Source organism: Enterobacteriaceae endosymbiont of Donacia versicolorea (assembly GCF_012570965.1).
GTDB lineage: Bacteria > Pseudomonadota > Gammaproteobacteria > Enterobacterales > Enterobacteriaceae.
In genome coordinates this window covers 351,792-377,838 of sequence record NZ_CP046214.1, presented here as the reverse complement: position 1 = coordinate 377,838, position 26,047 = coordinate 351,792, and the positions used below count along the sequence as shown (strand labels likewise).

22 protein-coding genes, 1 tRNA gene and 1 rRNA gene (1 of these 24 running past the window's edge) are annotated in these 26,047 nt (G+C 19.0%); 21 read left to right on the top strand and 3 right to left on the bottom strand.

The features are described 5' to 3' along the window. Position 1: 1 nt before the first annotated feature. The 10 genes from nuoE to GJT89_RS01810 all read left to right on the top strand — a co-directional run bounded on the left by nuoE (position 2) and on the right by GJT89_RS01810 (position 11,978). Entirely contained in the window at positions 2–511 is a 510-nt protein-coding gene (nuoE, locus tag GJT89_RS01855; RefSeq protein ID WP_168894838.1) for an NADH-quinone oxidoreductase subunit NuoE, read from the top strand. Beyond that, positions 498–1,778 (top strand): NADH-quinone oxidoreductase subunit NuoF, encoded by a 1,281-nt coding sequence (nuoF, locus tag GJT89_RS01850; RefSeq protein ID WP_168894837.1) that lies wholly within the window; start codon positions 498–500, stop codon positions 1,776–1,778. The genes nuoE and nuoF overlap by 14 nt, the downstream gene beginning before the upstream one ends. Positions 1,779–1,874: 96 nt before the next feature. Next, positions 1,875–4,592 (top strand): NADH-quinone oxidoreductase subunit NuoG, encoded by a 2,718-nt coding sequence (nuoG, locus tag GJT89_RS01845; protein ID WP_168894836.1) that lies wholly within the window; start codon positions 1,875–1,877, stop codon positions 4,590–4,592. Then, the gene (gene nuoH, locus GJT89_RS01840) at positions 4,589–5,563 is read left to right on the top strand and encodes an NADH-quinone oxidoreductase subunit NuoH (RefSeq protein ID WP_168894835.1); all 975 of its coding nucleotides are present in this window, start codon (positions 4,589–4,591) and stop codon (positions 5,561–5,563) included. The genes nuoG and nuoH overlap by 4 nt, the downstream gene beginning before the upstream one ends. Positions 5,564–5,615: 52 nt before the next feature. Continuing rightward, positions 5,616–6,128 carry an NADH-quinone oxidoreductase subunit NuoI gene (nuoI, locus tag GJT89_RS01835; protein WP_425484087.1) on the top strand — a complete coding sequence of 171 codons (513 nt, stop codon included), beginning with the start codon at positions 5,616–5,618 and terminating at the stop codon, positions 6,126–6,128. A gap of 22 nt (positions 6,129–6,150) precedes the next feature. Then, complete coding sequence (locus GJT89_RS01830) at positions 6,151–6,651, top strand: NADH-quinone oxidoreductase subunit J family protein (RefSeq protein WP_168894833.1); 501 nt, start codon at positions 6,151–6,153, stop codon at positions 6,649–6,651. Positions 6,652–6,692: 41 nt separating this feature from the next. Beyond that, entirely contained in the window at positions 6,693–6,995 is a 303-nt protein-coding gene (gene nuoK, locus GJT89_RS01825) for an NADH-quinone oxidoreductase subunit NuoK (RefSeq protein WP_168894832.1), read from the top strand. Then, on the top strand, positions 6,992–8,869 hold the full coding sequence (gene nuoL / locus GJT89_RS01820) for an NADH-quinone oxidoreductase subunit L (protein ID WP_168894831.1): 1,878 nt from the start codon (positions 6,992–6,994) through the stop codon (positions 8,867–8,869). The genes nuoK and nuoL overlap by 4 nt, the downstream gene beginning before the upstream one ends. A gap of 67 nt (positions 8,870–8,936) precedes the next feature. Further along, positions 8,937–10,442, top strand: coding sequence for an NADH-quinone oxidoreductase subunit M (nuoM, locus tag GJT89_RS01815; RefSeq protein ID WP_168894830.1), 1,506 nt, complete (start codon positions 8,937–8,939; stop codon positions 10,440–10,442). A 60-nt stretch (positions 10,443–10,502) separates the two neighbouring features. Further along, positions 10,503–11,978, top strand: a complete 1,476-nt coding sequence (locus GJT89_RS01810) for an NADH-quinone oxidoreductase subunit N (RefSeq protein ID WP_168894829.1) — start codon at positions 10,503–10,505, stop codon at positions 11,976–11,978. A 550-nt stretch (positions 11,979–12,528) separates the two neighbouring features. On the opposite strand, the gene GJT89_RS01805 is transcribed toward GJT89_RS01810, so the two are convergent. Next, a tRNA-Ser gene (locus GJT89_RS01805) sits at positions 12,529–12,613 on the bottom strand. Positions 12,614–12,672: 59 nt separating this feature from the next. On the opposite strand from GJT89_RS01805, the gene sbcB reads away from it, so the two are divergent. Then, a complete protein-coding gene (sbcB, locus tag GJT89_RS01800; RefSeq protein ID WP_168894828.1) occupies positions 12,673–14,094 on the top strand; it encodes an exodeoxyribonuclease I in 1,422 nt (473 codons plus the stop codon). 9 nt (positions 14,095–14,103) lie between these two features. Here the strand turns inward: sbcB and ribA are convergent, their stop codons facing one another. Beyond that, the gene (gene ribA / locus GJT89_RS01795) at positions 14,104–14,694 is read right to left on the bottom strand and encodes a GTP cyclohydrolase II (RefSeq protein ID WP_168894827.1); all 591 of its coding nucleotides are present in this window, start codon (positions 14,692–14,694) and stop codon (positions 14,104–14,106) included. Between the two features lie 149 nt (positions 14,695–14,843). On the opposite strand from ribA, the gene murJ reads away from it, so the two are divergent. The 8 genes from murJ to pykF all read left to right on the top strand — a co-directional run bounded on the left by murJ (position 14,844) and on the right by pykF (position 23,622). Beyond that, the gene (gene murJ, locus GJT89_RS01790) at positions 14,844–16,391 is read left to right on the top strand and encodes a murein biosynthesis integral membrane protein MurJ (protein WP_168894826.1); all 1,548 of its coding nucleotides are present in this window, start codon (positions 14,844–14,846) and stop codon (positions 16,389–16,391) included. A gap of 139 nt (positions 16,392–16,530) precedes the next feature. Next, the gene (locus GJT89_RS01785; RefSeq protein WP_168894825.1) at positions 16,531–16,923 is read left to right on the top strand and encodes a HesB/IscA family protein; all 393 of its coding nucleotides are present in this window, start codon (positions 16,531–16,533) and stop codon (positions 16,921–16,923) included. A 4-nt stretch (positions 16,924–16,927) separates the two neighbouring features. Further along, entirely contained in the window at positions 16,928–18,370 is a 1,443-nt protein-coding gene (gene sufB, locus GJT89_RS01780) for a Fe-S cluster assembly protein SufB (protein WP_168894824.1), read from the top strand. Between the two features lie 36 nt (positions 18,371–18,406). Beyond that, positions 18,407–19,153: a Fe-S cluster assembly ATPase SufC gene (sufC, locus tag GJT89_RS01775; RefSeq protein WP_168894823.1), complete on the top strand. Its 747-nt coding sequence runs from the start codon at positions 18,407–18,409 to the stop codon at positions 19,151–19,153. Further along, positions 19,122–20,429 (top strand): SufD family Fe-S cluster assembly protein, encoded by a 1,308-nt coding sequence (locus GJT89_RS01770; protein ID WP_168894822.1) that lies wholly within the window; start codon positions 19,122–19,124, stop codon positions 20,427–20,429. Before sufC ends, GJT89_RS01770 begins: the two co-directional genes overlap by 32 nt. Continuing rightward, a complete protein-coding gene (locus GJT89_RS01765) occupies positions 20,419–21,648 on the top strand; it encodes a SufS family cysteine desulfurase (RefSeq protein WP_168894821.1) in 1,230 nt (409 codons plus the stop codon). Before GJT89_RS01770 ends, GJT89_RS01765 begins: the two co-directional genes overlap by 11 nt. 2 nt (positions 21,649–21,650) lie before the next feature. Continuing rightward, on the top strand, positions 21,651–22,100 hold the full coding sequence (gene sufE, locus GJT89_RS01760) for a cysteine desulfuration protein SufE (RefSeq protein WP_168894820.1): 450 nt from the start codon (positions 21,651–21,653) through the stop codon (positions 22,098–22,100). Positions 22,101–22,206: 106 nt separating this feature from the next. Beyond that, the gene (gene pykF / locus GJT89_RS01755; RefSeq protein WP_168894819.1) at positions 22,207–23,622 is read left to right on the top strand and encodes a pyruvate kinase PykF; all 1,416 of its coding nucleotides are present in this window, start codon (positions 22,207–22,209) and stop codon (positions 23,620–23,622) included. Positions 23,623–23,677: 55 nt separating this feature from the next. Here the strand turns inward: pykF and GJT89_RS01750 are convergent, their stop codons facing one another. Further along, positions 23,678–24,838, bottom strand: coding sequence for a cysteine desulfurase family protein (locus GJT89_RS01750; protein WP_168894818.1), 1,161 nt, complete (start codon positions 24,836–24,838; stop codon positions 23,678–23,680). A 138-nt stretch (positions 24,839–24,976) separates the two neighbouring features. On the opposite strand from GJT89_RS01750, the gene murI reads away from it, so the two are divergent. Continuing rightward, a complete protein-coding gene (murI, locus tag GJT89_RS01745; RefSeq protein ID WP_168894817.1) occupies positions 24,977–25,789 on the top strand; it encodes a glutamate racemase in 813 nt (270 codons plus the stop codon). A gap of 181 nt (positions 25,790–25,970) precedes the next feature. Further along, positions 25,971–26,047: ribosomal RNA gene (locus GJT89_RS01740) — 16S ribosomal RNA — on the top strand; it runs 1,565 nt beyond the window's last position.

The following is a 26,047-nucleotide window of genomic DNA, read 5'->3' as shown; positions in this document are numbered from 1 at the left end:
TATGACAAAAAAAATATTTAATAAAATTAGTTTAATTTTAAATGAAAAAGAATTAAAAATTATTAATAAAATTAAAAATCATTATATATGTAATAATGCTGCTGTTTTAGAAATATTAATTTTTTTCCAAAAAAAATATGGATGGATTTCTGATGAGATTATTATTTTTATTTCCGACATTTTAAATATACATCCTTCTGAAATTGATAGTATAGCAACATTTTATAGTCAAATTTTTAGATCACCAGTTGGTAAATATGTAATTAAATATTGTGATAGTATTGTATGTTATATAACAGGATATAAAAAAATTTTAAAAAACATTACAACAAAATTAAAAATTATTCCAGGCCAAACAACTACTGATAATTTATTTACTTTAATTCCTATATGTTGTTTAGGTCATTGTGAAAATAGTCCTGTTATTATGATTAATGAAAAAATTTATAATTCATTAACAATTAATAGTTTTAATAAAATATTGGATAAATATATTTATGAAAATAATTAATCCTAATCCAGAAACACATCCTTTAACATGGCGTATTAGTAAAAATAAAACAATATTTATAAAAAAATATATAAAAAAAAATGGTTATCAAATTTTAAAAACAATTTTAAAAAAAAATAATCCACAAGAAATAATTGATATTGTAAAAAAATCAAAATTAAAAGGTAGGGGAGGTGGAGGTTTTTATACTGGTTTAAAATGGGATCTTATGCCAAAAAAAAATAATACTTTAGAAACTCGTTATTTTTTATGTAATGCTGATGAAATGGAACCTGGTACTTATAAAGATCGTTTTTTAATAGAACATATTCCACATCAATTATTAGAAGGAATGATTATTAGTGCTTTTGCTATTCAAGCTAATAAAGGATATATTTTTTTAAGAGGAGAATATATTAAATGTGCAAAAATTTTAAATATAGTAATAAAAGAAGCTTATAAATTTGGAGTATTAGGTAAAAATATTTTAAATACTAATTTCAGTTTTGATATTTATCTTCATATTGGTGCTGGTAGATATATATGTGGAGAAGAAACAGCATTAATTAATTCTTTAGAAGGTAAACGTGCTAATCCTCGTTTTAAACCTCCATATCCTTCTACAATTGGATTATGGGGTAAACCTACATGTGTAAATAATGTTGAAACTATTTTTAATATACCTGGAATAATAAATTATGGATCTGATTGGTATCATAATTTATCAAATAGTAAAAATGATAGTGGAACAAAAATGTTAGGTTTTTCTGGTAATGTAAAAAAACCTGGATTATGGGAATTACCTTTTGGTACTCCAGCTCGTATTGTTTTAGAAAAATATGCTGGTGGTATGAAAAAAGGATTAAAACTTAAAACATGGCAACCTGGTGGGGCAGGTACCGGATTTTTAATGGAAAATCATTTAGATTTACCCATGGATTTTATTACTATTTATAAAGCAGGAAGTAGATTAGGAACTGGTATATCTATAGCTATAGATAATAAAATTAATATAGTATCTTTATTAAAAAATTTAGAAAATTTTTTTGCAAGAGAATCTTGTGGTTTATGTACTCCTTGCAGGGAAGGATTACCTTGGATTGTAAAAATATTAAATAATTTAGAAAAAAAAATAGGATCTACTAAAGATCTTATTATATTAAAAGATATGAGTAATTTATTAAAGGACGAAGGACCATTTTGTGCACATGCTCCAGGTGCTATGGCTCCTTTAAATAGTGCCTTAAAATATTTTTTACATGAATTTGAATATGGTATAACTTATTAAATTAATTATTTTTTATATAAAAATAAATAAATTTAAACATTGTAATTATTATCAATAAAGTATTTTTATTGTAAATTAATATACGGAATATGTATTATGATTAATATTCATATAGAAAATCAATTATATAAAGTTAATAAAAAAGATAATTTATTAAAAATATGTTTATCTTTAGGTTTTAATATACCATATTTTTGTTGGCATCCTATTTTAGGAAGTATAGGTGTTTGTCGTCAATGTGCAATAAAACAATATGATAATACTAAAAAAAAAGGACATATAATTATGTCCTGTATGTCCTTACCTTCTAAAGAATCATATATTATTATTAATGATAATGATATCATTAATTTTCGTAAAAAAATTATTGAATTATTAATGTTAAATCATCCTCATGATTGTCCTATTTGTAATGAAGGAGGTAGTTGTCATCTACAAGATATGACTGTTATGGTGGAACATAATATACGTAGATATACTTTTCCTAAAAGAAAATATAAAAACCAATACTTAGGTCCCTTTATATCTCATATAATGAATCGCTGTATTACGTGTTATCGTTGTGTAAGATTTTATAAAAATTATGCTGGTGGAAAAGATTTTAATGTTTTTGCATCAAAAAATGATATTTATTTTGGAAGATATAATGATGGAATATTAGAAAATTCATTTTCTGGAAATTTAATTGAAATTTGTCCAACAGGAGTATTTACTGATAAAGCTTATATTAATAATTTTACAAGAAAATGGGATCTTCAATATGCTCCTAGTATTTGTCAACATTGTTCATTAGGATGTAATATTTTTGTTGGAGAACGTTATGGTATATTATCTAATATACAAAATAGATTTCATGAAGAAATAAATCATTATTTTCTTTGTGATAAAGGTTATTTTGGTTATGGTTATACTCATTTAAAAAATAATCCTATTAATATTATTTATAACAAAAAAATTATTTTAAATAGAAATATAATTGTTAAAAAAATTACGAACTTAATATTAAAATCTCAAAAAATTATTGGTATAGGCTCACCTAGAGCAAGTATAGAAAGTAATTTTCTTTTAAAAAAATTAGTTGGAAAAAAAAATTTTTGTTTAGGTATTTTAGAAAGTGAAAAAAAACAAATTAATTATATAATAAAAATATTACAAAATACAAATATATATTTCCCAACTTTATCAGAAATAGAAAATTATGATGTAATTTTAATTTTAGGAGAAGATTTAAGTAATACAAATCCTCGTGCAGCTTTAGCTGTAAGACAAGCAATGAAAAAAAATGTACTTAATAAAAATATTCCTTATTGGCATTCTGATGCAATTTTAAATATTAACAATAAATCATCAAATTCATTATTTATAACAAGTCTTGACAAGACAATTTTAGATGACATTTCTTCATGGAATTATTATAATACTATAATTAAACAATCTCAATTTGGTTTTACATTAGCAAATTACATTGAAAATAATGAAAATAAAAAAAATAATATATTTTTATATGATAAAACATTAAAAAATAAAATTATTGAAATAAAAAATATTTTGTTAAATTCAAAAAAACCTTTAATTATTTCGGGAACAGGATCTAATTCTTTAGAATTAATATCTGCATCTTATGCTATAGCACAAGCACTTAATAAAAAAAAAAAAAATACAGGTTTATTTTATGGATTAAATACGGTAAATAGTATGGGATTAGGATTAATAAATGGAAAATCTTTAGATGATATATTTATTAAAAATAATTTATCTAATAATAATTCAATTATTGACACAATTATTATTGTAGAAAATGATTTATATTTTTATGAAGAAAAAAGTAAATTAAATAATTTTTTTAAAAATATTCCTAATATAATCGTATTAGATCATATTTTTAGTAGAACTATGAAAAAAGCAAATATAATATTACCAACAGCAAATTTTATGGAAAGTAGTGGAACTGTTATCAATAATGAATGTAGAGCACAGAGATTTTTTCAAGTATATAAACCTTCTTTTTATAATAAAAATAATAATAGAAAATCAAGTTGGAAATGGATATATAAAATATATGCTAAATTAAAAAATTTAAATAATAGTATTACTTTAGATGAAGTAATTAAAAAATGTGAAAAAAATATTTCCATTCTTAATGGAATTAGTTTAGCTGCTCCTAAAGCAAATTATAGAATACATAATCGAAAATTTGCAAGATCACCAATTCGTTATAGTGGAAGAACATCAATATTATCTAATAGTAGTGTTAATGAACCAGAACAACCAAAAGATAAAGATACTATATTTAATTTTTCTATGGAAGGAAATTATAATTCAAATATTAATTGTACACATTTACCATTTTTATGGTATCCAGGATTAAATTCTTCACAATCATTATATAAATTTCAAAAAGAAATAGGAATTTCATCAAAATATGGACCTACAGGATTTAAAATCCGTGAAAAAAAAAATAATAAAATTAAGATTAAAATAAAAGATAATTTTAATAAATTTTCTATTTCTAAAAAATTAATAATTGTTTCATATCATCATTTATTTTATAATAAGATTTTAATTCAAGAATCTTTTTTAATACAAAAATACTTCTATAATCATTATGTCTTTTTTAATCAAAAAGATGCTAAAAAATTAGGTATTTTAAATAATCATTTAGTTAAAATATATTGTTTAAATAATATTTTTATATTAAAAACTTATATTTCAAAATTTTTACATCAAGGTTTGATTAGTATGCCACTAGGAATAAAAGAAATTCCATTATCTTTTTCAGGAAAAACTATTGAAAAAATAAAGGTATTAAAATGATTTTATTTTCTTTTTTAAATTCAATGGAATTAATATATATGTTAAAAACATTATTAATATTAATAATATTAATAATTAGTGGTGCTTTTTTAAGTTTTATAGAAAGACGTATATTAGCTTTATTTCAAAATCGTTATGGACCTAATAGAGTTGGGTTATATGGTTGTTTACAATTATTAGCAGATATGATAAAAATTCTTTTTAAAGAAGATTGGACTCCTAATTTTTCTAACAAATTATTATTTAATATAGCACCCGTGATTGCTTTTAATTCATTATTATCAGTATTTGCCGTATTACCAATTACTCCTTATATAATGATATCTAATTTAAATATTGGGATACTTTTTTTTTTTATGATGGCGAGTATCTCCGTATATTCAATTTTATTTGCAGGTTGGGCTAGTAATAATAAATATGCTTTATTAGGAACTATTAGAGGAGTAGCTCAAATAATTAGTTATGAAATTTTTTTAGGCTTATCATTAATGGGTATTATTTGTCAAACTGGATCATTTAATTTATTTGATATAGTCAATCAACAATATAAATATTGTTGGAATATAATACCTCAATTTTTTGGTTTTTTATCTTTCATTATAGCATCTATAGCATTGTGTCATAGACATCCTTTTGATCAACCAGAAACAGAACAAGAATTAGCTGATGGTTATCATATTGAATATTCTGGAATGAAATTTGGATTATTTTTTATAGGAGAATATATTAGTATTATTATACTTTCATCTTTAATAGTAATTTTATTTTTTGGCGGATGGTTAGGACCATTTTTACCATCTATTATATGGTATTTAATTAAAACTATAATATTTATTATATTATTTATTTTAATAAGAGCTTCATTACCTAGACCACGTTATGATCAAATTATGCATTTTGGTTGGTTTATATGTTTACCAATAACATTAATTAATTTAGTTATTACTGCTTTTATAGTATCATTAAAATAATTATTTATTAAAAAATAAAAAAATGAATATAAAAAAATTTTTTTTTGATGTAATGAGTCAAATTCAAAGTATTTTTTTAGTCTGGAAAAATATTTTTAGTAGAAGAGAAACTATTATGTATCCAGAAGAAAAAGTTCATTTACCAACAAGATATAGAGGTAGAATTATATTAACATCTGATTTAAATAATAATGAAAAATGTGTTGCTTGTGATCTTTGTGCTGTAGTATGTCCAGTAGGTTGTATAACTTTAAAAAAAGCAGTAAAAAAAGATGGAAGATCTTATCCATTATTTTTTAGAATTAATATATCTAGATGTATTTTTTGTGGATTTTGTGAGGAAGCTTGTCCAACAGGTGCAATACAATTAATTCCTGATTTTGAATTATGTGAATTTAATAGAAAAAACTTAATATATGAAAAAAATGACTTATTAATTAATAATCAAGGAAAATATCCTAATTATGATTACTATGATATTTCAGGAGTGAATATTCTGAATAAAAAAAAAATATCTACTAAAGATTCAGATATTGAAGTAGATATTAAAAATATATTACCATAATATAAATTAAAGGTATGTTTTTATGGAAAAAATATTTTATATATTGGAATTTATATCAATAATTTTTACATGTTTTATAATTATAAGTGTTAATCCTATTTATACATTAATATATTTTTTAATTTCATTAATTTCAATATCATGTATATTTTTTCTTTTAGGTGATTATTTTGCAGGAGCATTAGAAATTATTATATATGCAGGAGCCATTATTATCCTATTTATTTTTGTTTTAATGTTATTAAATTATAAAAAAGTTGAATCAGAAGAAAAATATTATTTAATTAAAAAATTACCATTTATAATAACTATTATAATTTTTACTCTATTATTTTTAATAATTACATTTTATATTTTTAAAAATTTATATAATAAAAAATATATACTATATAATTTTCTTGATATTAAAAATATAGGTATAAATTTATTTACACAATATAAAATTATTATAGAATTAATTTCAATATTATTATTATCTGGTGTAATTATTGTTTTACATATAGGAAAACAAAAAATTAATTAATATTTTTACTAAAAATTTTTTAAACATAAAAAGAAAAAAAAATGATACCTTTACATCATGTTTTAACATTTATAGTTATAATATTTGTTATTGGAATAATAGGAACAATTATTAGACGTAATATGTTATATATTTTAATTTTTACTGATATAATGATAAATATAGCTGCATTATCATGTATAATTTCTGGTAATTATTGGAAACAAACAGAAGGAGAAATTATGTATATTTTATCAATAAGTATATCAGCTATAGAAACTTGTATAAGTTTAATTTTATTAATTAAATTATATTATTATAATAATACAATTAATATTGATTCAATTAGTGAGATGAAAGGATGAAATACCTTTTTTTAATTATTTTAATGCCATTAATTAGTTTTTTAATACTATCTTTATTTTCAAATTATTTAAATAAAGTTCAAATTTCAATAATTGGAGTAAGTTTTATAGGAATAAGTTCAATTATTACGTTAATTATAGGATTCATCTTTTTTAATAAAAATCTTTTGTCATATAGACAATTTTTATGGCAAATGTTAAAAATTGATAATTTACATATTAATGTAAGCCTTTATTTAGATATGTTATCTTTAATTATGTTATCTATTACAACATGGATAGGTTTTTTTATACATATATTTTCTATTTGGTATATGAAAAATGAAGAAGAATATTCTAAGTTTTTTGCATATACAAATTTATTTATTGCAAGTATGGCATTATTAATTTTAGCAGATAATTTTATTTTAATGTTTTTTGGATGGGAATTAGTTGGTGTTTGTTCATATTTATTAATTGGTTTTTTTCATGAAAAAACTTTTAATGGATTATCCGCTATTAAAACATTTTTAATTACTCGTTTTAGTGATATTTTTTTAATTATTGGTATATTTTTAATATTTCAAATATTTCATACTTTAAATTTTTCTAAAATATCATCATTAATTTTATTATCTAATATTTATTATAAATCATATTATTTAAAAATAATATCTATAATGTTAATTATAGGTGCAATAGGTAAATCTGCTCAATTTCCTTTAAATACTTGGTTAATAAATGCTATGGTTGGGCCTACTCCAGCATCAGCTTTAATACATGCTGCTACTATGGTAACAGCAGGAATTTATTTAATTTTACGTAATAATATATTATTTTTAATGAACAGTAATATACTATTTTTAATTAGTATAATTGGTTCAATAACCATATTATTGTCTGGTTGTTCTGCATTAGTACAAAATAATATTAAACGTATTTTAGCTTATTCTACTATGAGCCAAATTGGTTATATGTTTTTAGCATTAGGTATTAATTCATGGCATGCAACTTTATTTCATGTAATTTCTCATGCTTTTTTTAAAGCATTACTATTTTTATGTGTTGCATCTATTATTTTTTCATATAAAAACGAGCAAAATATATTAAAAATAGGAAAAATAAAAAAATATCTTCCTTTTATATATTATTGTTTTTTATTTGGTTCAATATCTTTATTATCATTTCCTATTATAACTATAAGTGGATTTACCAAGGAAAAAATTCTTTATGAAATTATAATGAAACAACATAATTTATTATTTATTATTAGTATAATAGGTAGTTTTTTTACTTCTTTATATACTATACGTTTGATTTATATTATTTGTTATAAAAAAAATAATACTATTTTTACCATCATAAATAGTAATAATAAATTTACACATAATTTTCCTCTACTTATATTAAGTATATTGTCAAGTTTTATAGGAATAAAATTATTACCTATAAAAAATAATTTTTTATTACCTAATAAAATATTACTAATTAATCATAATTATTATTTTATCATGCAAATAATATCTATAATTATATCTATAATAAGTTTCTTATTATATATGTTTTATAGTAAAAATATTATTTTTATTAAAAAAATTACTAAAAATTATTTTAATAAACTTTTTTTTATAAACCATTTTTTTTTAAATGGATGTTATATTGATTTTGTTTATAAAAAAATTTTTGTTAATAATTTTATAAAAATATTATCCATTATAAAAAATGATCCTATTTCAAAATTTATTAATTTTTTAGTAATAAATACAATAAATCAAATAGGAAAAATATTATTAATAAGTGAAAATGGATATATACGTTGGTATATGTCATTGATGTATTTGGGATTATTTTTAATATTTTTATATTTAATAATATTAAATCATAAATATTATTAATTATTAATACTTTAAAAATTTAAATATATATATAAAATTATTAAAATATAATTAGGAAATTTTATTTATGTTATTACCATGGTTAATATTAATTCCCTTTATTAGTGGTATTATTTGTTGGCAAAGTGAAAAAATAAACTTTAAAATACCTCGTTGGATTTCTTTAATTTCTATTAGTTTTATTTTTATTTTATCAATTTTTGAATATATTTTAAATTTAAATTATTTTAATCAAAAAATATTATTACATCCTTTATGGATATCAGAATTTGTTTTTAATTGGATTCCTCGTTTTGGTATAAATTTCCATCTAGCTATAGATGGATTATCATTATTAATGATTAATCTTACTGGATTACTGGGTATAATGGCAGTTTTATGTTCTTGGAATGAAATAAAAAAATGGCATGGATTTTTTCATTTAAATTTATTATGGATTTTAAGTAGTGTAATTGGTGTATTTTTATCCATAGATATGTTTTTATTTTTTTTATTTTGGGAAATTATGTTAATACCCATGTATTTTTTAATATCTTTATGGGGACATAAAGATATTAAAAAAGGTTATAGTAGAATTAAAGCAGCTACTAAATTTTTTATTTATACACAATCTAGTGGATTATTAATGTTATTAGGAATTTTATTATTAGTATTTTTCAATCAAACAATAACAGGAAAATTAACTTTTAATTATAATATTTTATTAAATAATAATTTAAATTTAAAAACAGAATTTTTATTGATGTTATTTTTTTTTATTTCTTTTGCAATAAAAATGCCTATAATTCCATTTCATGGATGGTTACCAGATGCTCATAGTCAAGCACCAACAGCTGGATCTGTAGATCTTGCAGGTATTTTATTAAAAACAGCAGCTTATGGTTTATTAAGATTTACTTTACCATTATTTCCAATATCATCTTCAAAATTTGCTTTTATTGCTATACCATTAGGTATAATAGGTATATTTTATGGATGTTTAATGGCTTGTACACAAACCGATATAAAAAAAATTATAGCATATACTTCTATATCTCATATGGGATTTATTTTAATAGGAATTTATAGTAGTAATAAATTAGCTTATCAAGGGGTTATTATACAAATGTTATCTCATGGTATTTGTGCATCTGCTCAATTTATTCTTTGTGGACAAATATATGAAAGATTAAAAACTAGAAATATTAAATTAATGGGAGGTATATGGAATTATATAAATATATTACCAGGATCATTTTTATTTTTTGCTTTAGCAAGTATTGGTATTCCTGGAACAGGAAATTTTATAGGAGAATTTTTAATTTTATTAGGTATTTTTAATCATTATCCAATTTATGCTACTATTGCAACATTTAGTTTATTATTTTCTAGTATTTATTCCTTAAATATGATACAAAAAATTTTTTATGGACCTAAAACTAAAATATTAATTTTAACACATGACATATTTTTTAGAGAAAAAATTATTCTTTTTATACTTATAATTTTATTATTAATTATAGGATTTTATCCACAACTTATTTTAAATATATCAAATAATACTATTAATAGTATATTAAATAGGATTATTTAATTACAAATAAGAAAATTATTTTATAGTTTAAAAAATTTATTTAAAAAATAGAATTTATTTATGACTAAATTACTAGTACTGTTAATACCATTTATTATTATGGTTTTATTATCAATTATTTTATTAATAAAAATATCAATTAAAAGAGATAATTTAACAAGTTTAATTATTACAATTTTAGGATTTATATTAACAATAATATCTATTATTTATACAAAAAATATTAATTTTTCAAAAAATTATTTATTTTTTAAAGATAATTATTCATTTTTTTATAATATTTTATTAATAATTAATAATATTTTAATTTGTTTAATATCATATATTTGGTTATCTTTTTTAAAATATAATAAAGACGAATTTTATTTATTAATAATAATATCTACTATAGGAAGTATGGTTTTAATTAATGCAAATAATTTTATTACCATGTTAATGGGAATTGAATTAATATCTATTCCTATATGTGGTTTAATAAGTTATGATATTAGATCAAAATATTCGTTAGAAGCCAGTATTAAATATATGATTTTATCTACTATATCATCATCATTTTTAATACTTGGGATATCTTTTATTTATTTAGATTATGGTAATCTAAATTTTATTTATTTAATTAATCATTATTCTTATAATAATATATATTTAATCAAATATTTATCTTTAATTGGAATATTTTTAATTTTAATAAGTTTAGGATTTAAATTATCAATAGTACCTTTTCATTTATGGACTCCTGATGTATATCAAGGTTCATCAATGCCTGTAACAATTTTTTTAACTACATTTAGTAAATCAGCTATTTTTATATTTTTAGTGAAATTTTTAATATATTTTTCACAAATTAACTATAATAGATTTTTTTTCTATAAAATATTAATTATATTATCAATATTATCAATAATATTTGGTAATATCATGGCTGCTATTACAAAAAACAATATTAAACGTATATTAGGTTATTCTTCTATAGCTCAAATGGGATATATGTTTGTAATTTTAATTTATAATCAAATATATGTCACACATACATTTTCATTAGAAATGATGAGTATATGTATTATTAGTTATATAATTAGTAATTTTAGTATTTTAGGAATTATGAGTATATTGTCAAGTTTTAATCTTAAGGATAAAAATATAGATAAAATATATTATTATCGTGGATTATTTTGGTATGATCCTACATTAACTATTATATTAACAATAATGTTATTATCTTTAGCTGGTATTCCAATTACAATTGGTTTTATATCTAAATTTTATTTAATAATATTAAGTATAAAAATTAAATTATGGTATCTAACTAGTATTATTATTTTAGGAAGTACTATAGGATTATATTATTATTTACGTATAATTATTAGTATGTATTTAATTCCATCTGAAATAAACAAAAATATTTATTTAAATACAATTAAAAATAATAATTTTTTTATTTTTATTAAAAAATTAATGTTATTTTTAGCTATAATAACCGTTTTTTTAGGATTTTATCCTGAATTAATAATTCAAATTATTAAAAAATATATTTAACAAAATATTAAACATATAATTTATATATCAAAAATATTTTTTTTTAATTTTAATTTTATAAATAAATTTAAGTATTATAAATAATAAAAAAATATATAAAATATTTAATAAAATTAGTAAAATGTCTAATAAAATTGTAAATAATCTTCCCAAAAAAATATCTATAATGATAAGACTTAATAATAATCTAAAATCATAAATAAATTTTGTAATAATAAATATATATGGATATTTAATGATAATAGTGTGATATTTTTTAATTTTATATCTATAATTTTTTTAAAAAAATAAAAATTTTTTACTATATTTTTTACCTATATAAAATAATAGTTAATTAAAAATAATCTACAGTAATAAATAAAATTTTTTTATGAGTAAGCATTCCCTTTCCTTGTAATAACAATAAAAAGCTTTCCATTCAATAAAAAAACTTAAGAATATAATTATAATAATTTATTATTTTAATTATGTTTTTATTTAACATACTTCTCTCATAAATAATAATAATAAAATTAATATTAATTATTTTACACAAAACAAACATATTTTTTGGTGAGAAAGGGATTCGAACCCTTGATACGTTTCCATATACATACTTTCCAGGCATGCGCCTTAGACCACTCGGCCATCTCACCATAATAATTAAGATAATAATTATTGTTATAATTTTAATACTATAATATTATTATATACTATGTTAATAAAAAAAAAATCAAAATTTAATTTTTTATTTTATGATTATGAAACTTTTGGATTAAATCCTATTAAAGATAGAATTGCTCAATTTGCTTGTATACGTACTAATATTAATTTAAAAATTATAGGTAAACCTATAATACTTTATTGTAAATTATCTAATGATTACTTACCTGATCCCAAATCTATGATTATTCATAATATTAGTCTTGATTTAATTAATTTAAAAGGTCAAACAGAATGTGAATTTGCTAGTAATATTAATAAAATTTTTTCATTACCTAATACTTGTATTTTAGGTTATAATAATATTAATTTTGATGATGAATTTAGTAGATTTTTATTTTATCGTAATTTTTATGATCCATATAGTTGGTTTTGGAAAAATAATAATAGTCGTTGGGATATATTATCTTTAGTTAGAGCTTGTTATGTATTAAGACCAGATGGTATTAATTGGCCTAAAAAAAATAATATTCCAATATTTAATCTTGAAAAAATTGCTAGTTTAAATAATATAAAAAATTTATATAATAAAAATGCTCATGATGCATTATCTGATGTTTATACTACAATATCTATAACTAAATTAATTAAAAAAAAACAACCATTATTATATAAATATTTTTTAAAATATAGAAATAAAAAGGAATTAATAAAAAAAATAGATTTATCTAAAATCCAAATTTTTATTCATATTAGTAGTATTTATAAAAATAAAAATAATAATATAAGTTGTATTACTCCCTTATTTTGGCATCCAAAAAATAAAAATATACTAATTTCATTTAATTTAATAAATAATGTATATGATTTTTTACAAATTATAAAAAATAAACAAATATATAAAAAAAATATTTTTTCGTACATACAATTTATTAATTTAAATAAATTTCCTTTAATACTTTCATTAAATATTTTAAAAAAACAAGATCTTAAACGTTTAAAATTTAAAATTATATTTTATATAAAAAATTTTTTTATTTTAAAAAAAAATTTTTTTAAAATAAAAAAGATAATAAAATATATTTTTTTAAATTTTAAACAAAAAAATGAAGAAACAAATATTTATAATGTTGATGAACAATTATATAAAAATTTTTTTTCAAATGAAGATTTATTTAAATTTAAAAAAATACATAATAAAAAAAAAACTATTATTAATTTAAATGAATTTATATTTAAAGATATAAGAGCTAATATATTATTATTTAAATATAAAGCAAGAAATTTTCCATTTACATTAAGTAAAATAGAAAAAAAAACATGGAATATATATATAAAAAATATTTTTAATAAAAAATTTTTTAATAACTATAATTATAAAATTAAAAAATTATTACAAAAAGAACTTTATAATAAACAAATTTTAGTTTTAAAAAATTTGTTGAAATATATAAAAAATTTCTTCAAATTTTAATAAATATTATTATAATAAATGTCCTAATTTTATTTTTTTAGTTTTCAAATATTTATAATTTTTAATATTATATCCAGTAATTAGTGGTATTCTACATATAACATTTATACCATTTTTTTTTAAAATATTTATTTTATAAGGATTGTTAGTAAGTAATTTAATATTTAAAATACCTAATATTTTTAATATATTAATACAAGAAATAAAATTTCTTTCATCTGAATTAAAACCTAATTCATAATTTGCCTCTATAGTATCTAATCCTTTATCTTGTAAATTGTATGCTTTAATTTTATTTAAAAGACCAATATTTCTTCCTTCCTGTCTATGATAAATTAATATTCCACAATTTTCCTTAGAAATTTTTTTTAATGCTGATTCTAATTGTAAACCACAATCACAACGTAAACTAAAAAAAGTATCTCCTGTTAAACATTCTGAATGAATTCTTGTTAAAATAATTGAATTTTTATATATTTTTTTTATTCCATATACTAAAGCAATATGATTATTATTAGTATTTTTTTCTTCAAAACCTATCATAATAAATTTCCCCCATTTTGTTGGAAGTTTTGCTCTAGATATTTCTTTTATATTCATTTAATTTTACCTATAAAAATAAATATTTTAATATTTAATTCAAAAAAACAATTTGTAACTAATTATTTACGTAAGAAAAATTTTTATTTTATTGAATTTTTTATAAAAATAATTTATTTATATAATAAACTATTATTTTTAGGAATTATATGAATTTATTAAAATCATTAACCACAGTTAGTATAATAACATTATTTTCTAGATTATTAGGTTTTATTAGAGATAGTCTTATTGCAAAAGTTTTTGGTGCTGGAATTTATAGTGATTCCTTTTTTATAGCATTTAAATTACCTAATTTATTAAGGCGTATATTTGCTGAAGGAGCTTTTTCTCAAGCATTTACTCCTATATTAGCTGAATATAAAAATAAAAGAAGTAAAAAAGATACTAAAAATTTTATTGCTTCTACATTAGGTATGTTAATAATAATACTTTCTATAATAATTTTTTTTGGAATAATATTTTCTTCTTTAATTATTTCTATTATTGCTCCAGGATTTGTAAATACAGATTTTAAATTAAAACTTACATCTAAGATATTAAAAATGACATTTCCTTATATTTTATTTATATCTTTATCATCATTAGCTAGTTCAATTTTAAATATTTGGAAAAATTTTTTTGTACCAGCATTTACTCCTGTTTTATTAAATTTAAGTATGATATTATTAATAATAATATTTCCTAAAATTTTACAACCTCCAATATTAATTTTAGTATGGGCAGTTATAATTGGAGGATTATTACAAATTTTTTATCAATTAATTTATTTAAAAAAATTAAATATGTTAATATTACCTAATTTTAAGACTTTTGATTCAGGTGTATTAAGAGTTTTAAAAAAAATGGGTACTGCTATTATTGGAGTTACTGCTGTACAAGTATCTTTATTAATTAATTCTGCTTTTTCTTCTTTTTTAATTACAGGATCTATTACTTGGATTTATTATGCAGACCGTTTAATGGAATTACCTATAAGTATGTTTGGAATAGCATTAACTATAGTATTATTACCTGCATTAACTGATGCTTTTACACAAAATCAAGAAAAGGAATATAATAAATTAATGGATATAGGATTACGTTTATGTTTTTTATTAATAATTCCTAGTTCATTAATTTTAGGTTTTTTATCTAAGCCATTATTAATTTCTTTATTTCAATATGGAGAATTTACATATTTTGATGTTTTAATGACACAAAAAAATATTATTATATATTCACTAGGATTAATTTTTTTAATAATAGCTAAAGTATTATCAATAGGATTTTATGCAAGACAAGATGTCAAAACTCCTGTTAAAATTGCTATATTTGTTTTAATTATTAGCCAAATAATTAGTCCTATATTTATATTTTTTTTACATCATATAGGATTTTCTATATCTATATGTTTTGCAGCATTTTTAAATGTTATTTTATTATTTAATACATTAATTAAAAAAAATATATATAAACCAGAAGTAGGATGGTTAAATTTTTTTTTTCGTATTACTATAATTACAATTTTTTTAAGTATAATATTATTATTTATTTCAAAAATAATTTCTGAAAAATGGTTAATTTTATCTCCTTTTAAAATACGTATTTTTTGCTTATCAAGTATTTGTTTATTAATTTTTTTATTATATATATTTATACTATTTTTATTAAAATTTCGTGTAAAAGATTTTTCATTAAAAAATATTATGAAATAATAATTTTATTAAAAATTTTTATTTTAAAAATTAAATTTTTTCAACATATTTATTTTATATATTAAATTAAATTATATTTAATTATTTTAATTTTTAATATATTAATATATGTTAATAATTATATTTTTAGGTTATTATAATGTTAATAGAAAAAAAATTGATACATTTTATTTGTGATAAAAAATATAATTACAAGGGTTTGTATGTAACAAAATCTGCATTTTTACAAATAAATCAAATAATGAAAAAAAACAAAGATCATAAAGGAATAAAAATATTTTTAAAAAAATCTGGTTGTTTGGGGTTTAAGTATAAGGTTATTTTAATAAAAAAATTATTTAATTATGAAATTTATTTTAAAAAAAAAAATATATTTATTTATTTAGATAATAAAGATCTTTGTTTTTTAGATGGAACTATTATTGATTTTATAAAAAATAATTTTCATGAATCTTTTCAATTTACTAATAATAAAATAAAACAATTTTGTGGGTGTAAAAAAAGTTTTAATATTAATTATAAAAAGAATTAATCAAATGAATGAAAATAATTTAAAATATTTTAAAAAAGATTATAAAGAAGGATTTATTACTAAATTAAAAAATAATAAATTTATTCCTGGAATTAATTTGGAAACAATATATCAAATATCTAGTATGCGTAATGAACCTAAATGGATGTTAAATTTTAGACTAAAAGGATATTATTCATGGATTAAAAAAAAAGAACCTCATTGGTTAAATGGTTATTATAAAAAATTAAATTATCAAAAATATATTTATTATTCTGCTCCTTTATATCAATCTAAAAAAAATAATAATATTAAAAATAAATATTTTACAGATGAAGTAAAAGAAACATTTAATAAATTACATATTCCTACAAAAGATAATAATTTAATAGCTATTGATGCTATTTTTGACTCTGTTTCAGTTATTACAACAAATAAAAATAAATTATTAAAAAAAGGAATAATTTTTTGTTCATTAAATGATGCGATACAAAATTATCCAGATTTAGTTAAAAAATATTTAGGTTCAGTAGTACCTGCTAATGATAATTTTTTTGCATCTTTAAATGCAGCTGTAGCATCTGATGGTACCTTTATTTATATTCCTAAAAATATACATTGTCCTATAGAACTATCTACCTATTTTAGAATTAATGAAAAAAATATCGGACAATTTGAAAGAACTATTTTAATTGCTGAAGAAAATAGTTATGTAAATTATATAGAAGGATGTTCTGCTCCAATTAGAAAAAATTCTCAACTACATGCTGCTGTAGTTGAAGTTTTTATACATAAAAATGCACAAGTAAATTATTCAACTGTACAAAATTGGTTTCCTGGTGGTGGAAAAATAAATCAAGAAGGAGGAATTTTAAATTTTGTTACTAAAAGAGCAATATGTAAAGGGAAAAATAGTAAGATGTCATGGGCACAATCAGAAACAGGATCAGCAATTACATGGAAATATCCTAGTGTTATTTTAAAAGGAGATAATTCTATTGGAGAATTTTTTTCAATTTCTTTAACAAATGGTTATCAACAAGCTGATACTGGCACTAAAATGATTCATATAGGTAAAAATACAAAATCAACAATTATTTCAAAAAGTATTTCTACAGAAAATAGTAAAAATACATATCGTGGATTAGTTTATATTGATAAATCATCCTATTATTCTCGTAATTTTACTCAATGTGATTCAATTTTAATTGGCACTAAATGTAGTACACATACATATCCTATTTTAAATATACGAAATAATACTTCACAAGTTGAACATGAAGCTACGACTTCTAAAATTGAAGAAGAACAAATATTTTTTTGCTTACAAAGAGGATTAGATATCGAAAATGCTATTTCTCTTATTATTAATGGATTTTGTAAAGAAATTTTTAATAAATTTCCTTTAGAATTTGCTGTAGAAGCACAAAAATTATTATCTATTAATTTAGAAAATAGTATAGGATAAAATTATATTTTTAATAATACTAAACATAGAAAAATTATGTTAAAAATAAAAAATTTACATGTTGATATAAATAATAAAGTTATTTTAAATAAATTTTATTTATCTATAAATCCTGGAGAAATTCATGCAATTATGGGACCTAATGGTTCAGGAAAAAGTACTTTATCATATGTATTAGCTGGTAAAACAGAATATAATATCTCTAAAGGAGAAATATATTTTAAAAATAAAAATTTATTATATATGAAACCTGAAATTAGAGCTAGAGAAGGAATATTCGTATCTTTTCAATATCCTATTGAAATACCAGGAGTAAGTAATGATATTTTTTTATATAATTCTTTAAAAGCAATAATAAAACATAAAAAAAAAAAAGAATTAGATAGATTTACTTATAAAAAAATTATTAATAAAAAAATGAAAATTTTAGAAAAATCAAAAAATTTTCTTCAACGTTTTGTTAATGTAGGTTTTTCTGGAGGTGAAAAAAAAATTAATGATGTATTCTATATGTTTGTTTTAGAACCTGATTTATGTATTTTAGATGAAATTGATTCAGGATTAGATATAGATGCACTAAAAATTGTATCTAAAATAATTAATATAATGAAAAATGAAAAAAGATCTTTCTTAATTATTACACATTACCGACGTATTTTAGATTACATAAATCCTGATTATATTCACATTCTTTATAATAAAAGAATTATTAAATCAGGAAATTTTAATATTATTTCCCAATTAGAAAATCATGGGTACGATGGATGGATTAATGGAAAATAATATTTATAATCAATTAAAAAATATTTATAAAAATCATACAAAACATCATTTTTCTAATGTATCAGAAAAAAATTGGTTAAAGTTAAAATTTTTATTAAAACAAAAAAAATATGATGATTTTCAAAAAAAATTTTTTAAAAATATAAATAATAAATTTATAAAAAATTCTCAAAAATTCTTCTTAAACAAGAACATATTAAAAAATTTTATGTTTAAAGTAGATGCTATTTTATTATGTTTTATTAATGGAAGATTAGATAAAAATATTAGTGATATAAAAAATCCATATTACAAAATAACTATAGATAAATATAATAATATTTTTTATATAAATAATTTTGTTAAAAATAATATTTATACTTATTTATCTGAATCTCTTACAAAAGAAATTATACATATTAATATTAATAATAATATTAAAAATATTAAACCACTTTATATAATATATTTTAACTGTGGTAATAAAAATAATAATCAAATTTTTATGTCTAATTACAGGAATTATATATATATAAATAGTAATATTCATAACATCATTATATTAGAACATCATATTAATAATGATATATTATGTTTTAATAATATATATAATACTATATTATTAAATAATAATTCTACATTAGAATATTATCAATTTATTACTAATGAAAATAATAATAAAAATTATAATTTTATTAATAATGAATATTATTTATATAATAATGTTTTTTTTAAAAAATATGATTTATTTATGTCTAATAAATTTATGAATCAAAATAATAATTTTCAATGTATAGGAAATAAATCTAAATTCATATATGAAAGCATATTATTTGCTAAAAATAATAATTTAATGAATATTAATAATTATTTAGAGCATAAGGGACATAATTGTTATAGTAATCAAATTCATAAAGCAATTACTTTAAATAAAGCTATAATAAATTTAATTGGTTTGATAAAAATAAATAAAAGTGCAATAAAAACGGATGGACAAGTTAACTATAGTAGTTTACTATTAAGTGATTTATCAAAAATAAATATACAACCTGGATTAGATATTTTAAATAATAATGTAAAATGTAAACATGGTGTATTTACAGGAAAAATAGATTCTAAACAAATTTTTTTTTTAAGAACTAGAGGAATAAATTTTAAAAAATCATATAATATATTAGTTACAGCATTTATACTAGATTCTCTAAAAAATATTTGTAATATTGATTTAATAAGAAATAAAATTTTTAATTATATATCATGTTATTTCTCTATAGAGAACTTTTTTAATGAATTTTAATATAATAGATATTAGAAAACAATTTCCTATTTTATCTAAAAAAATTAATGGTAATAAATTTATTTATTTAGATAATGCAGCTACTGTACATAAACCCAAAAAAGTAATTTCTGCATTAAATTTTTTCTATAAAAATGAATATTCTTCTGTTAATAGAGGCATATATAGTTTAAGTATAAATGCAACAAATAAAATGGAAAAAATACGTAATAAAATATCAAAATTTATTAATGCAAAATATGATGAAGAAATAATTTTTACAAAAAGTACTACAGAAAGTATTAATCTTATTGCAAATACTTGGGGTTTTAATAATATTAAAATTAATAATAACATTATTATTTCTGATATGGAACATCATTCAAATATTATTCCTTGGATAATATTATCCAAAAAAATAGGATTTAATATAAAAATTATACCATTAGACAAATATGGAAAATTAAAATTACATAAATTAAATAATTTAATTGATAAAAATACTCGTTTAATATCAATAACGTATATTTCTAATGTTTTAGGAACAATTAATCCTATTAAAAAAATTATTAAATTAGCAAAAAAAAATAATATTTTAACATTAATTGATGGAGCACAGGCAATTGCAAATAAAAAAATTGATGTACAAAAATTAAATTGTGATTTTTTTGTTTTTTCAGGACATAAAATTTTTGGTCCTACTGGTATCGGTATTTTATATGGAATAAAAAAGATATTAAAATTGATGCCACCTTGGCAAGGTGGTGGTGGAATGATTACAGATATATATGAAAATAGACCTATTTGGGAGAAAATACCTTGGAAATTTGAAGCAGGATCTCCTAATATATCTGGTATTATAGGATTAGGTGTAGCATTATCATGGTTTAAGTCTTTTAATATAAAAGAAATAATTAAACATAATAAATTTTTAACAAAATATGCTTTAAAAAAGTTAAATAAAATTTCAAATATTAAAATTTTTGGGGAAAAATATTCTTCTAATAGAATTGGTATTATTTCTTTTAATTTAGGAAAACATAATCCTTATGATATAGGATGTTTTTTAGATCAATATGGTATTGCTATTCGTACTGGACATCATTGTTCTATACCTATTATGAAACATTTTAAAGTAAAATCAATGTGTAGAATTTCTTTTTCTATATATAATAATATTCATGATATTGATTTTTTTATAAAAAAATTAACATATATAAACAATTTATTTAATAGATAACTATGTTATATACTTTACCTAGTAAAGATGAACTTGAAATAAATTTTAAAAATTGTAATAATTGGGAAGAAAAATATCTCTATATAATAGAATTAGGGAATAGTATCCCTATTTTATCACAACAACAACATTCTTTTGAAAATTTTATTCCTGGTTGTCAAAGTAATGTTTGGATTTCTATAATAATTAATAAAAATAAAAATGTAACATTTAAAGGGGATAGTGATTCTGCTATAGTAAAGGGATTATTAACAATGATTTTTATTTTTTATAAAAAAAAAAATTGTTATGAAATTATTAATTTTGATATTAAATCATGTTTTAAAAAACTATCTTTTGATAGATATTTAACTATTTCTAGAGTACAAGGGATTGATGTTATTATAAAAACAATTAAAAAAAAATTGATAAAATTTATATTTCAGTTAAATAGAAAAGATAAAATAAAATAAAATTAGATTTAATATTTTTATAAAATTAAAATTATTATATAATTTAATTACTTTAAAATTACAAAAAATTTTAAAATTTAATATATTTATAAGGAATATTAATTTTATGAAAAAAACTAAAATAGTCTGTACTATAGGTCCTAGTTCTGAATCTAAAGAAATTTTATCTCAACTACTTAATTTAGGAATGAATGTTGCAAGATTAAATTTTTCACATGGTAGTCATTATAATCATCAAAAAAGAATTCATACTTTAAAAAAAATTATAAAAAAAACAGGTCAAAAAGTAGCAATTTTATTAGATACTAAAGGACCAGAAATACGTACTATGAAATTATATGATAATACAGATATATATTTAAAATCAGGACAAAAATTTATTTTAACAACTGATCAATCAATTATTGGAAATAATAAATGTGTTGCTATTACTTATCCTAATCTTGTTAATGATATAAATATTGGAAATAAAATATTAATTGATGATGGATTAATAGCAATGCAAGTATTAAAAATATATAATACTCAAATATTATGTCAAGTATTAAATAATGGAAAATTATCAGAAAATAAAAGTATTAATTTACCAGGAATTTCTATTAAATTACCATCTTTATCTGAAAAAGATAAAGATGATTTAATTTTTGCATGTAAAAATAAAGTAGATTATATTGCTGCTTCTTTTATTCGTAAAAAAAAAGATATTATAGAAATAAAAAAATTTTTAAAATTATATAAAGGAGACGATATTCAAGTTATAGCAAAAATTGAAAATCAAGAAGGGTTAAATAATTTTAATGAAATTTTAGATGTTTCTGATGGTATAATGGTAGCTAGAGGAGATTTAGGAGTTGAAATTCCTGTAGAAGATGTAATTTTTGCTCAAAAAATGATAATTAAAAAATGTAATTGTTTAGGAAAAATAGTAATCACTGCAACACAAATGTTAGATTCTATGATAAAGAATCCTAGACCCACTAGAGCAGAAGCTGGTGATGTAGCAAATGCTATTTTAGATGGCACAGATGCTGTAATGTTATCAGGAGAAAGTGCTAAAGGAAAATATCCTTTAGAATCTGTATCTATTATGTCAACAATTTGTGAAAGAACAGATATTACTATGACAAGTAGAATTTATTATTATGATAATAATACAATAGATATAAGTATTACTGATGCAATATGTCGTAGTGCAGTTGAAATTTCAGAAAAATTAAAAGCTCCATTAATAATTGTAGCTACCCAATTAGGTAAATCAGCAAAAGCAATTAGAAAATATTTTCCTAAGGCTATTATTTTAGCTTTAACTACAAATAAAAAAACTGCAAAACAACTTATTTTAAGTAGAGGAATTATACCTAAACTTGTTAAAAAAATATCATCAACAGATGATTTTTATATTATAGGTAAAAAAATAGCAATATCAAGTAAATATGCTATATCAGGAGATTTTATTGTTATGGTTTCAGGTGCATTAGTACCTAGTGGAACTACTAATACGACTTCTGTGCATATTATATAATATACTAAAATAGTAAAATTTAAAAATTTGTTATTAATTAGTAATAAATATTTTATTAAATATTTTTCCTAATTTTTTTAACAATAAAATGTAAATATTTAATTGTAAAATAAATTTCTTTTTTTGTAGTAAATCGTCCAAAAGAAAAACGTATAGAACTTTGAATTAATTTTTCTGTTAATCCTAAAGATTTTAATACATGAGATGTATGTGTATTTGAAATACATGCAGAAGAAGAAGAAATAGCAATATTTTTCATTTCCATCATAAGTATTTTATTAAAAATATCTTTAATACCTATGTTAATTATATATGGTGAACTATTTTTAAAATCTCCATTAATATATATACCATTAATATTTTTAATTCCATCCCATAATTGTTTTTTTAATTTTTTTATTCTTTTTTTTTCTTTATCAATTTCATTAACAGAAATATTTAATGCTTTTGCCATACCAATAATTTGGTGTACAGCTAAAGTTCCTGATCTTATTCCTTTTTCCTGTCCTCCTCCATGAATTAATGGAGATATTTTAAATTTTTTTTTATTATTTCTTATATACAAAACACCTATTCCTTTAGGACCATAAAATTTATGTGCAGAAAATGATAATAAATCAATATTTATTTTTTTTAAATTTAACTTATATTTACCTATACTTTGAGTAGCATCTACGTGAAAAATTATATTTTTTTGTTTACAAATATTTCCAATATATTTAATATTATTAATAGTTCCTATTTCATTATTAATATGCATTATAGATATTAAAATAGTATTATTTGTAATTTTTTTTTCTAAAATATTTAAATCTATAGAACCTATATTAGAATTTTTTAAGTATATGATTTTAATTCCTAATTTTTTCATATAATTACAAGTTTCTAATACAGCTTTATGTTCACTAATACTTGTAATAATATTTTTTTGATCATAATTATTACTATAATTAGTAATTATTCCTTTTATTGCTAAATTAATAGATTCTGTAGCACTAGCTGTAAAAATTATTTCTTCTTCTTTACTTCCTATTATATTAGCTATATCAGATCTAGCTTTTTCAACAGCATTTTTTGCTTTTATACCAAATATATTTGAATAAGAAGATGGATTACCAAATATTCCATTTATAGTAAAATAATCATTCATTTTTTTTAAAACTCTTTTATCTACAGGAGTAGTAGATGCGTAATCTAAATAAATCAATTTTTTCATCTTATAATTTATCTATATTTATTATTTAACTAAAAATTAAAATTATAAATCATAATTATTTATATATGACAATTATTGTATAATATATATTAATTAATATAAAATATTAATTTTATTAATAAATCAGGATATTTTTTTATGAATAAAATATTATTAGAATCACAGATAACAATTTTTATTTTTGATTCTGGTTTAGGAGGTATTTCTATTTTTAATTACATTAAAAAATTTTTTTCAAATGTAAATTTTATATATTTGTTAGATAACAAATATTTTCCTTACGGGAATAAATCAAAAAAATTTATTTTTAAACGTTTAGTACAAATTTTAAAAAAAGTTTCTGATCATCATAATATTTCATTAGCTATTATTGCATGTAATACAGCCAGTGTTTCTAGTTTTCCTAAAATAAGAAAATATTTTAATTTTCCTATTATTGGAATTATTCCTGATATTAATTTAGCTATAAAAAAAACTAAAAATAATGTTATTGGTTTTTTAGCAACTAAAACTACATTAAAAAATTTAAAAATAAAAAAAAAAATTGATTTTTTAAATAATAAATTTACAATAAAAACTATATCTTCTCAAGAATTAATATTTTCAGCTGAAAAAAAATTATTAGGATATAAAATTATTTTAGATGAAATTAAAAAAATATTTATTTCTTGGTATAATTTAAGTATATTTCCAGATACAATAATATTAGGTTGTACACATTTTTCTTTAATTATAAATGAATTAAAAGAAATTTTTCCTAGTAATACTATTTTTTTAGATTCTAAAAAAAAAATTTTTTTAAAATTAAGTAAATTAATAAGTTATAATAAATTAATTTTATATACAAAAAAAAATTTTGTTTTGTATACTAAAGAAAATAAAAATATAAAAAAAGTTAAATTTTATTTTTTAAATCAAAATTTTAAATTTATTTATAAAATAAAAATTTAATTTATTATTTATAATAATAAAAAACTTGACTATTTAATTGATATGTAACATAGTTAATGTTGTTTTATAGTTCTTTAAAAATTTATAAAAAACTTTTGAGGGCACTCTTTTATAAGAGTTTTGAATTTATAAATTTGTTTTTATAAAATTTATATTTTTAGTTTTATTAAAATTTTGTATATAATTGAAGAGTTTGATCATGGCTCAGATTGAACGCTGGCGGCAAGCCTAACACATGCAAGTCGAGCGGCAGCGAAA

Coding starts and splice junctions, on each gene's coding strand:
- nuoE (WP_168894838.1), top strand. CDS start 2: ATGACAAAAAAAATATTTAATAAAATTAGTTTAATTTTAAATGAAAAA.
- nuoF (WP_168894837.1), top strand. CDS start 498: ATGAAAATAATTAATCCTAATCCAGAAACACATCCTTTAACATGGCGT.
- nuoG (WP_168894836.1), top strand. CDS start 1,875: ATGATTAATATTCATATAGAAAATCAATTATATAAAGTTAATAAAAAA.
- nuoH (WP_168894835.1), top strand. CDS start 4,589: ATGATTTTATTTTCTTTTTTAAATTCAATGGAATTAATATATATGTTA.
- nuoI (WP_425484087.1), top strand. CDS start 5,616: ATGAGTCAAATTCAAAGTATTTTTTTAGTCTGGAAAAATATTTTTAGT.
- GJT89_RS01830 (WP_168894833.1), top strand. CDS start 6,151: ATGGAAAAAATATTTTATATATTGGAATTTATATCAATAATTTTTACA.
- nuoK (WP_168894832.1), top strand. CDS start 6,693: ATGATACCTTTACATCATGTTTTAACATTTATAGTTATAATATTTGTT.
- nuoL (WP_168894831.1), top strand. CDS start 6,992: ATGAAATACCTTTTTTTAATTATTTTAATGCCATTAATTAGTTTTTTA.
- nuoM (WP_168894830.1), top strand. CDS start 8,937: ATGTTATTACCATGGTTAATATTAATTCCCTTTATTAGTGGTATTATT.
- GJT89_RS01810 (WP_168894829.1), top strand. CDS start 10,503: ATGACTAAATTACTAGTACTGTTAATACCATTTATTATTATGGTTTTA.
- sbcB (WP_168894828.1), top strand. CDS start 12,673: ATGTTAATAAAAAAAAAATCAAAATTTAATTTTTTATTTTATGATTAT.
- ribA (WP_168894827.1), bottom strand. CDS start 14,694: ATGAATATAAAAGAAATATCTAGAGCAAAACTTCCAACAAAATGGGGG.
- murJ (WP_168894826.1), top strand. CDS start 14,844: ATGAATTTATTAAAATCATTAACCACAGTTAGTATAATAACATTATTT.
- GJT89_RS01785 (WP_168894825.1), top strand. CDS start 16,531: ATGTTAATAGAAAAAAAATTGATACATTTTATTTGTGATAAAAAATAT.
- sufB (WP_168894824.1), top strand. CDS start 16,928: ATGAATGAAAATAATTTAAAATATTTTAAAAAAGATTATAAAGAAGGA.
- sufC (WP_168894823.1), top strand. CDS start 18,407: ATGTTAAAAATAAAAAATTTACATGTTGATATAAATAATAAAGTTATT.
- GJT89_RS01770 (WP_168894822.1), top strand. CDS start 19,122: ATGGGTACGATGGATGGATTAATGGAAAATAATATTTATAATCAATTA.
- GJT89_RS01765 (WP_168894821.1), top strand. CDS start 20,419: ATGAATTTTAATATAATAGATATTAGAAAACAATTTCCTATTTTATCT.
- sufE (WP_168894820.1), top strand. CDS start 21,651: ATGTTATATACTTTACCTAGTAAAGATGAACTTGAAATAAATTTTAAA.
- pykF (WP_168894819.1), top strand. CDS start 22,207: ATGAAAAAAACTAAAATAGTCTGTACTATAGGTCCTAGTTCTGAATCT.
- GJT89_RS01750 (WP_168894818.1), bottom strand. CDS start 24,838: ATGAAAAAATTGATTTATTTAGATTACGCATCTACTACTCCTGTAGAT.
- murI (WP_168894817.1), top strand. CDS start 24,977: ATGAATAAAATATTATTAGAATCACAGATAACAATTTTTATTTTTGAT.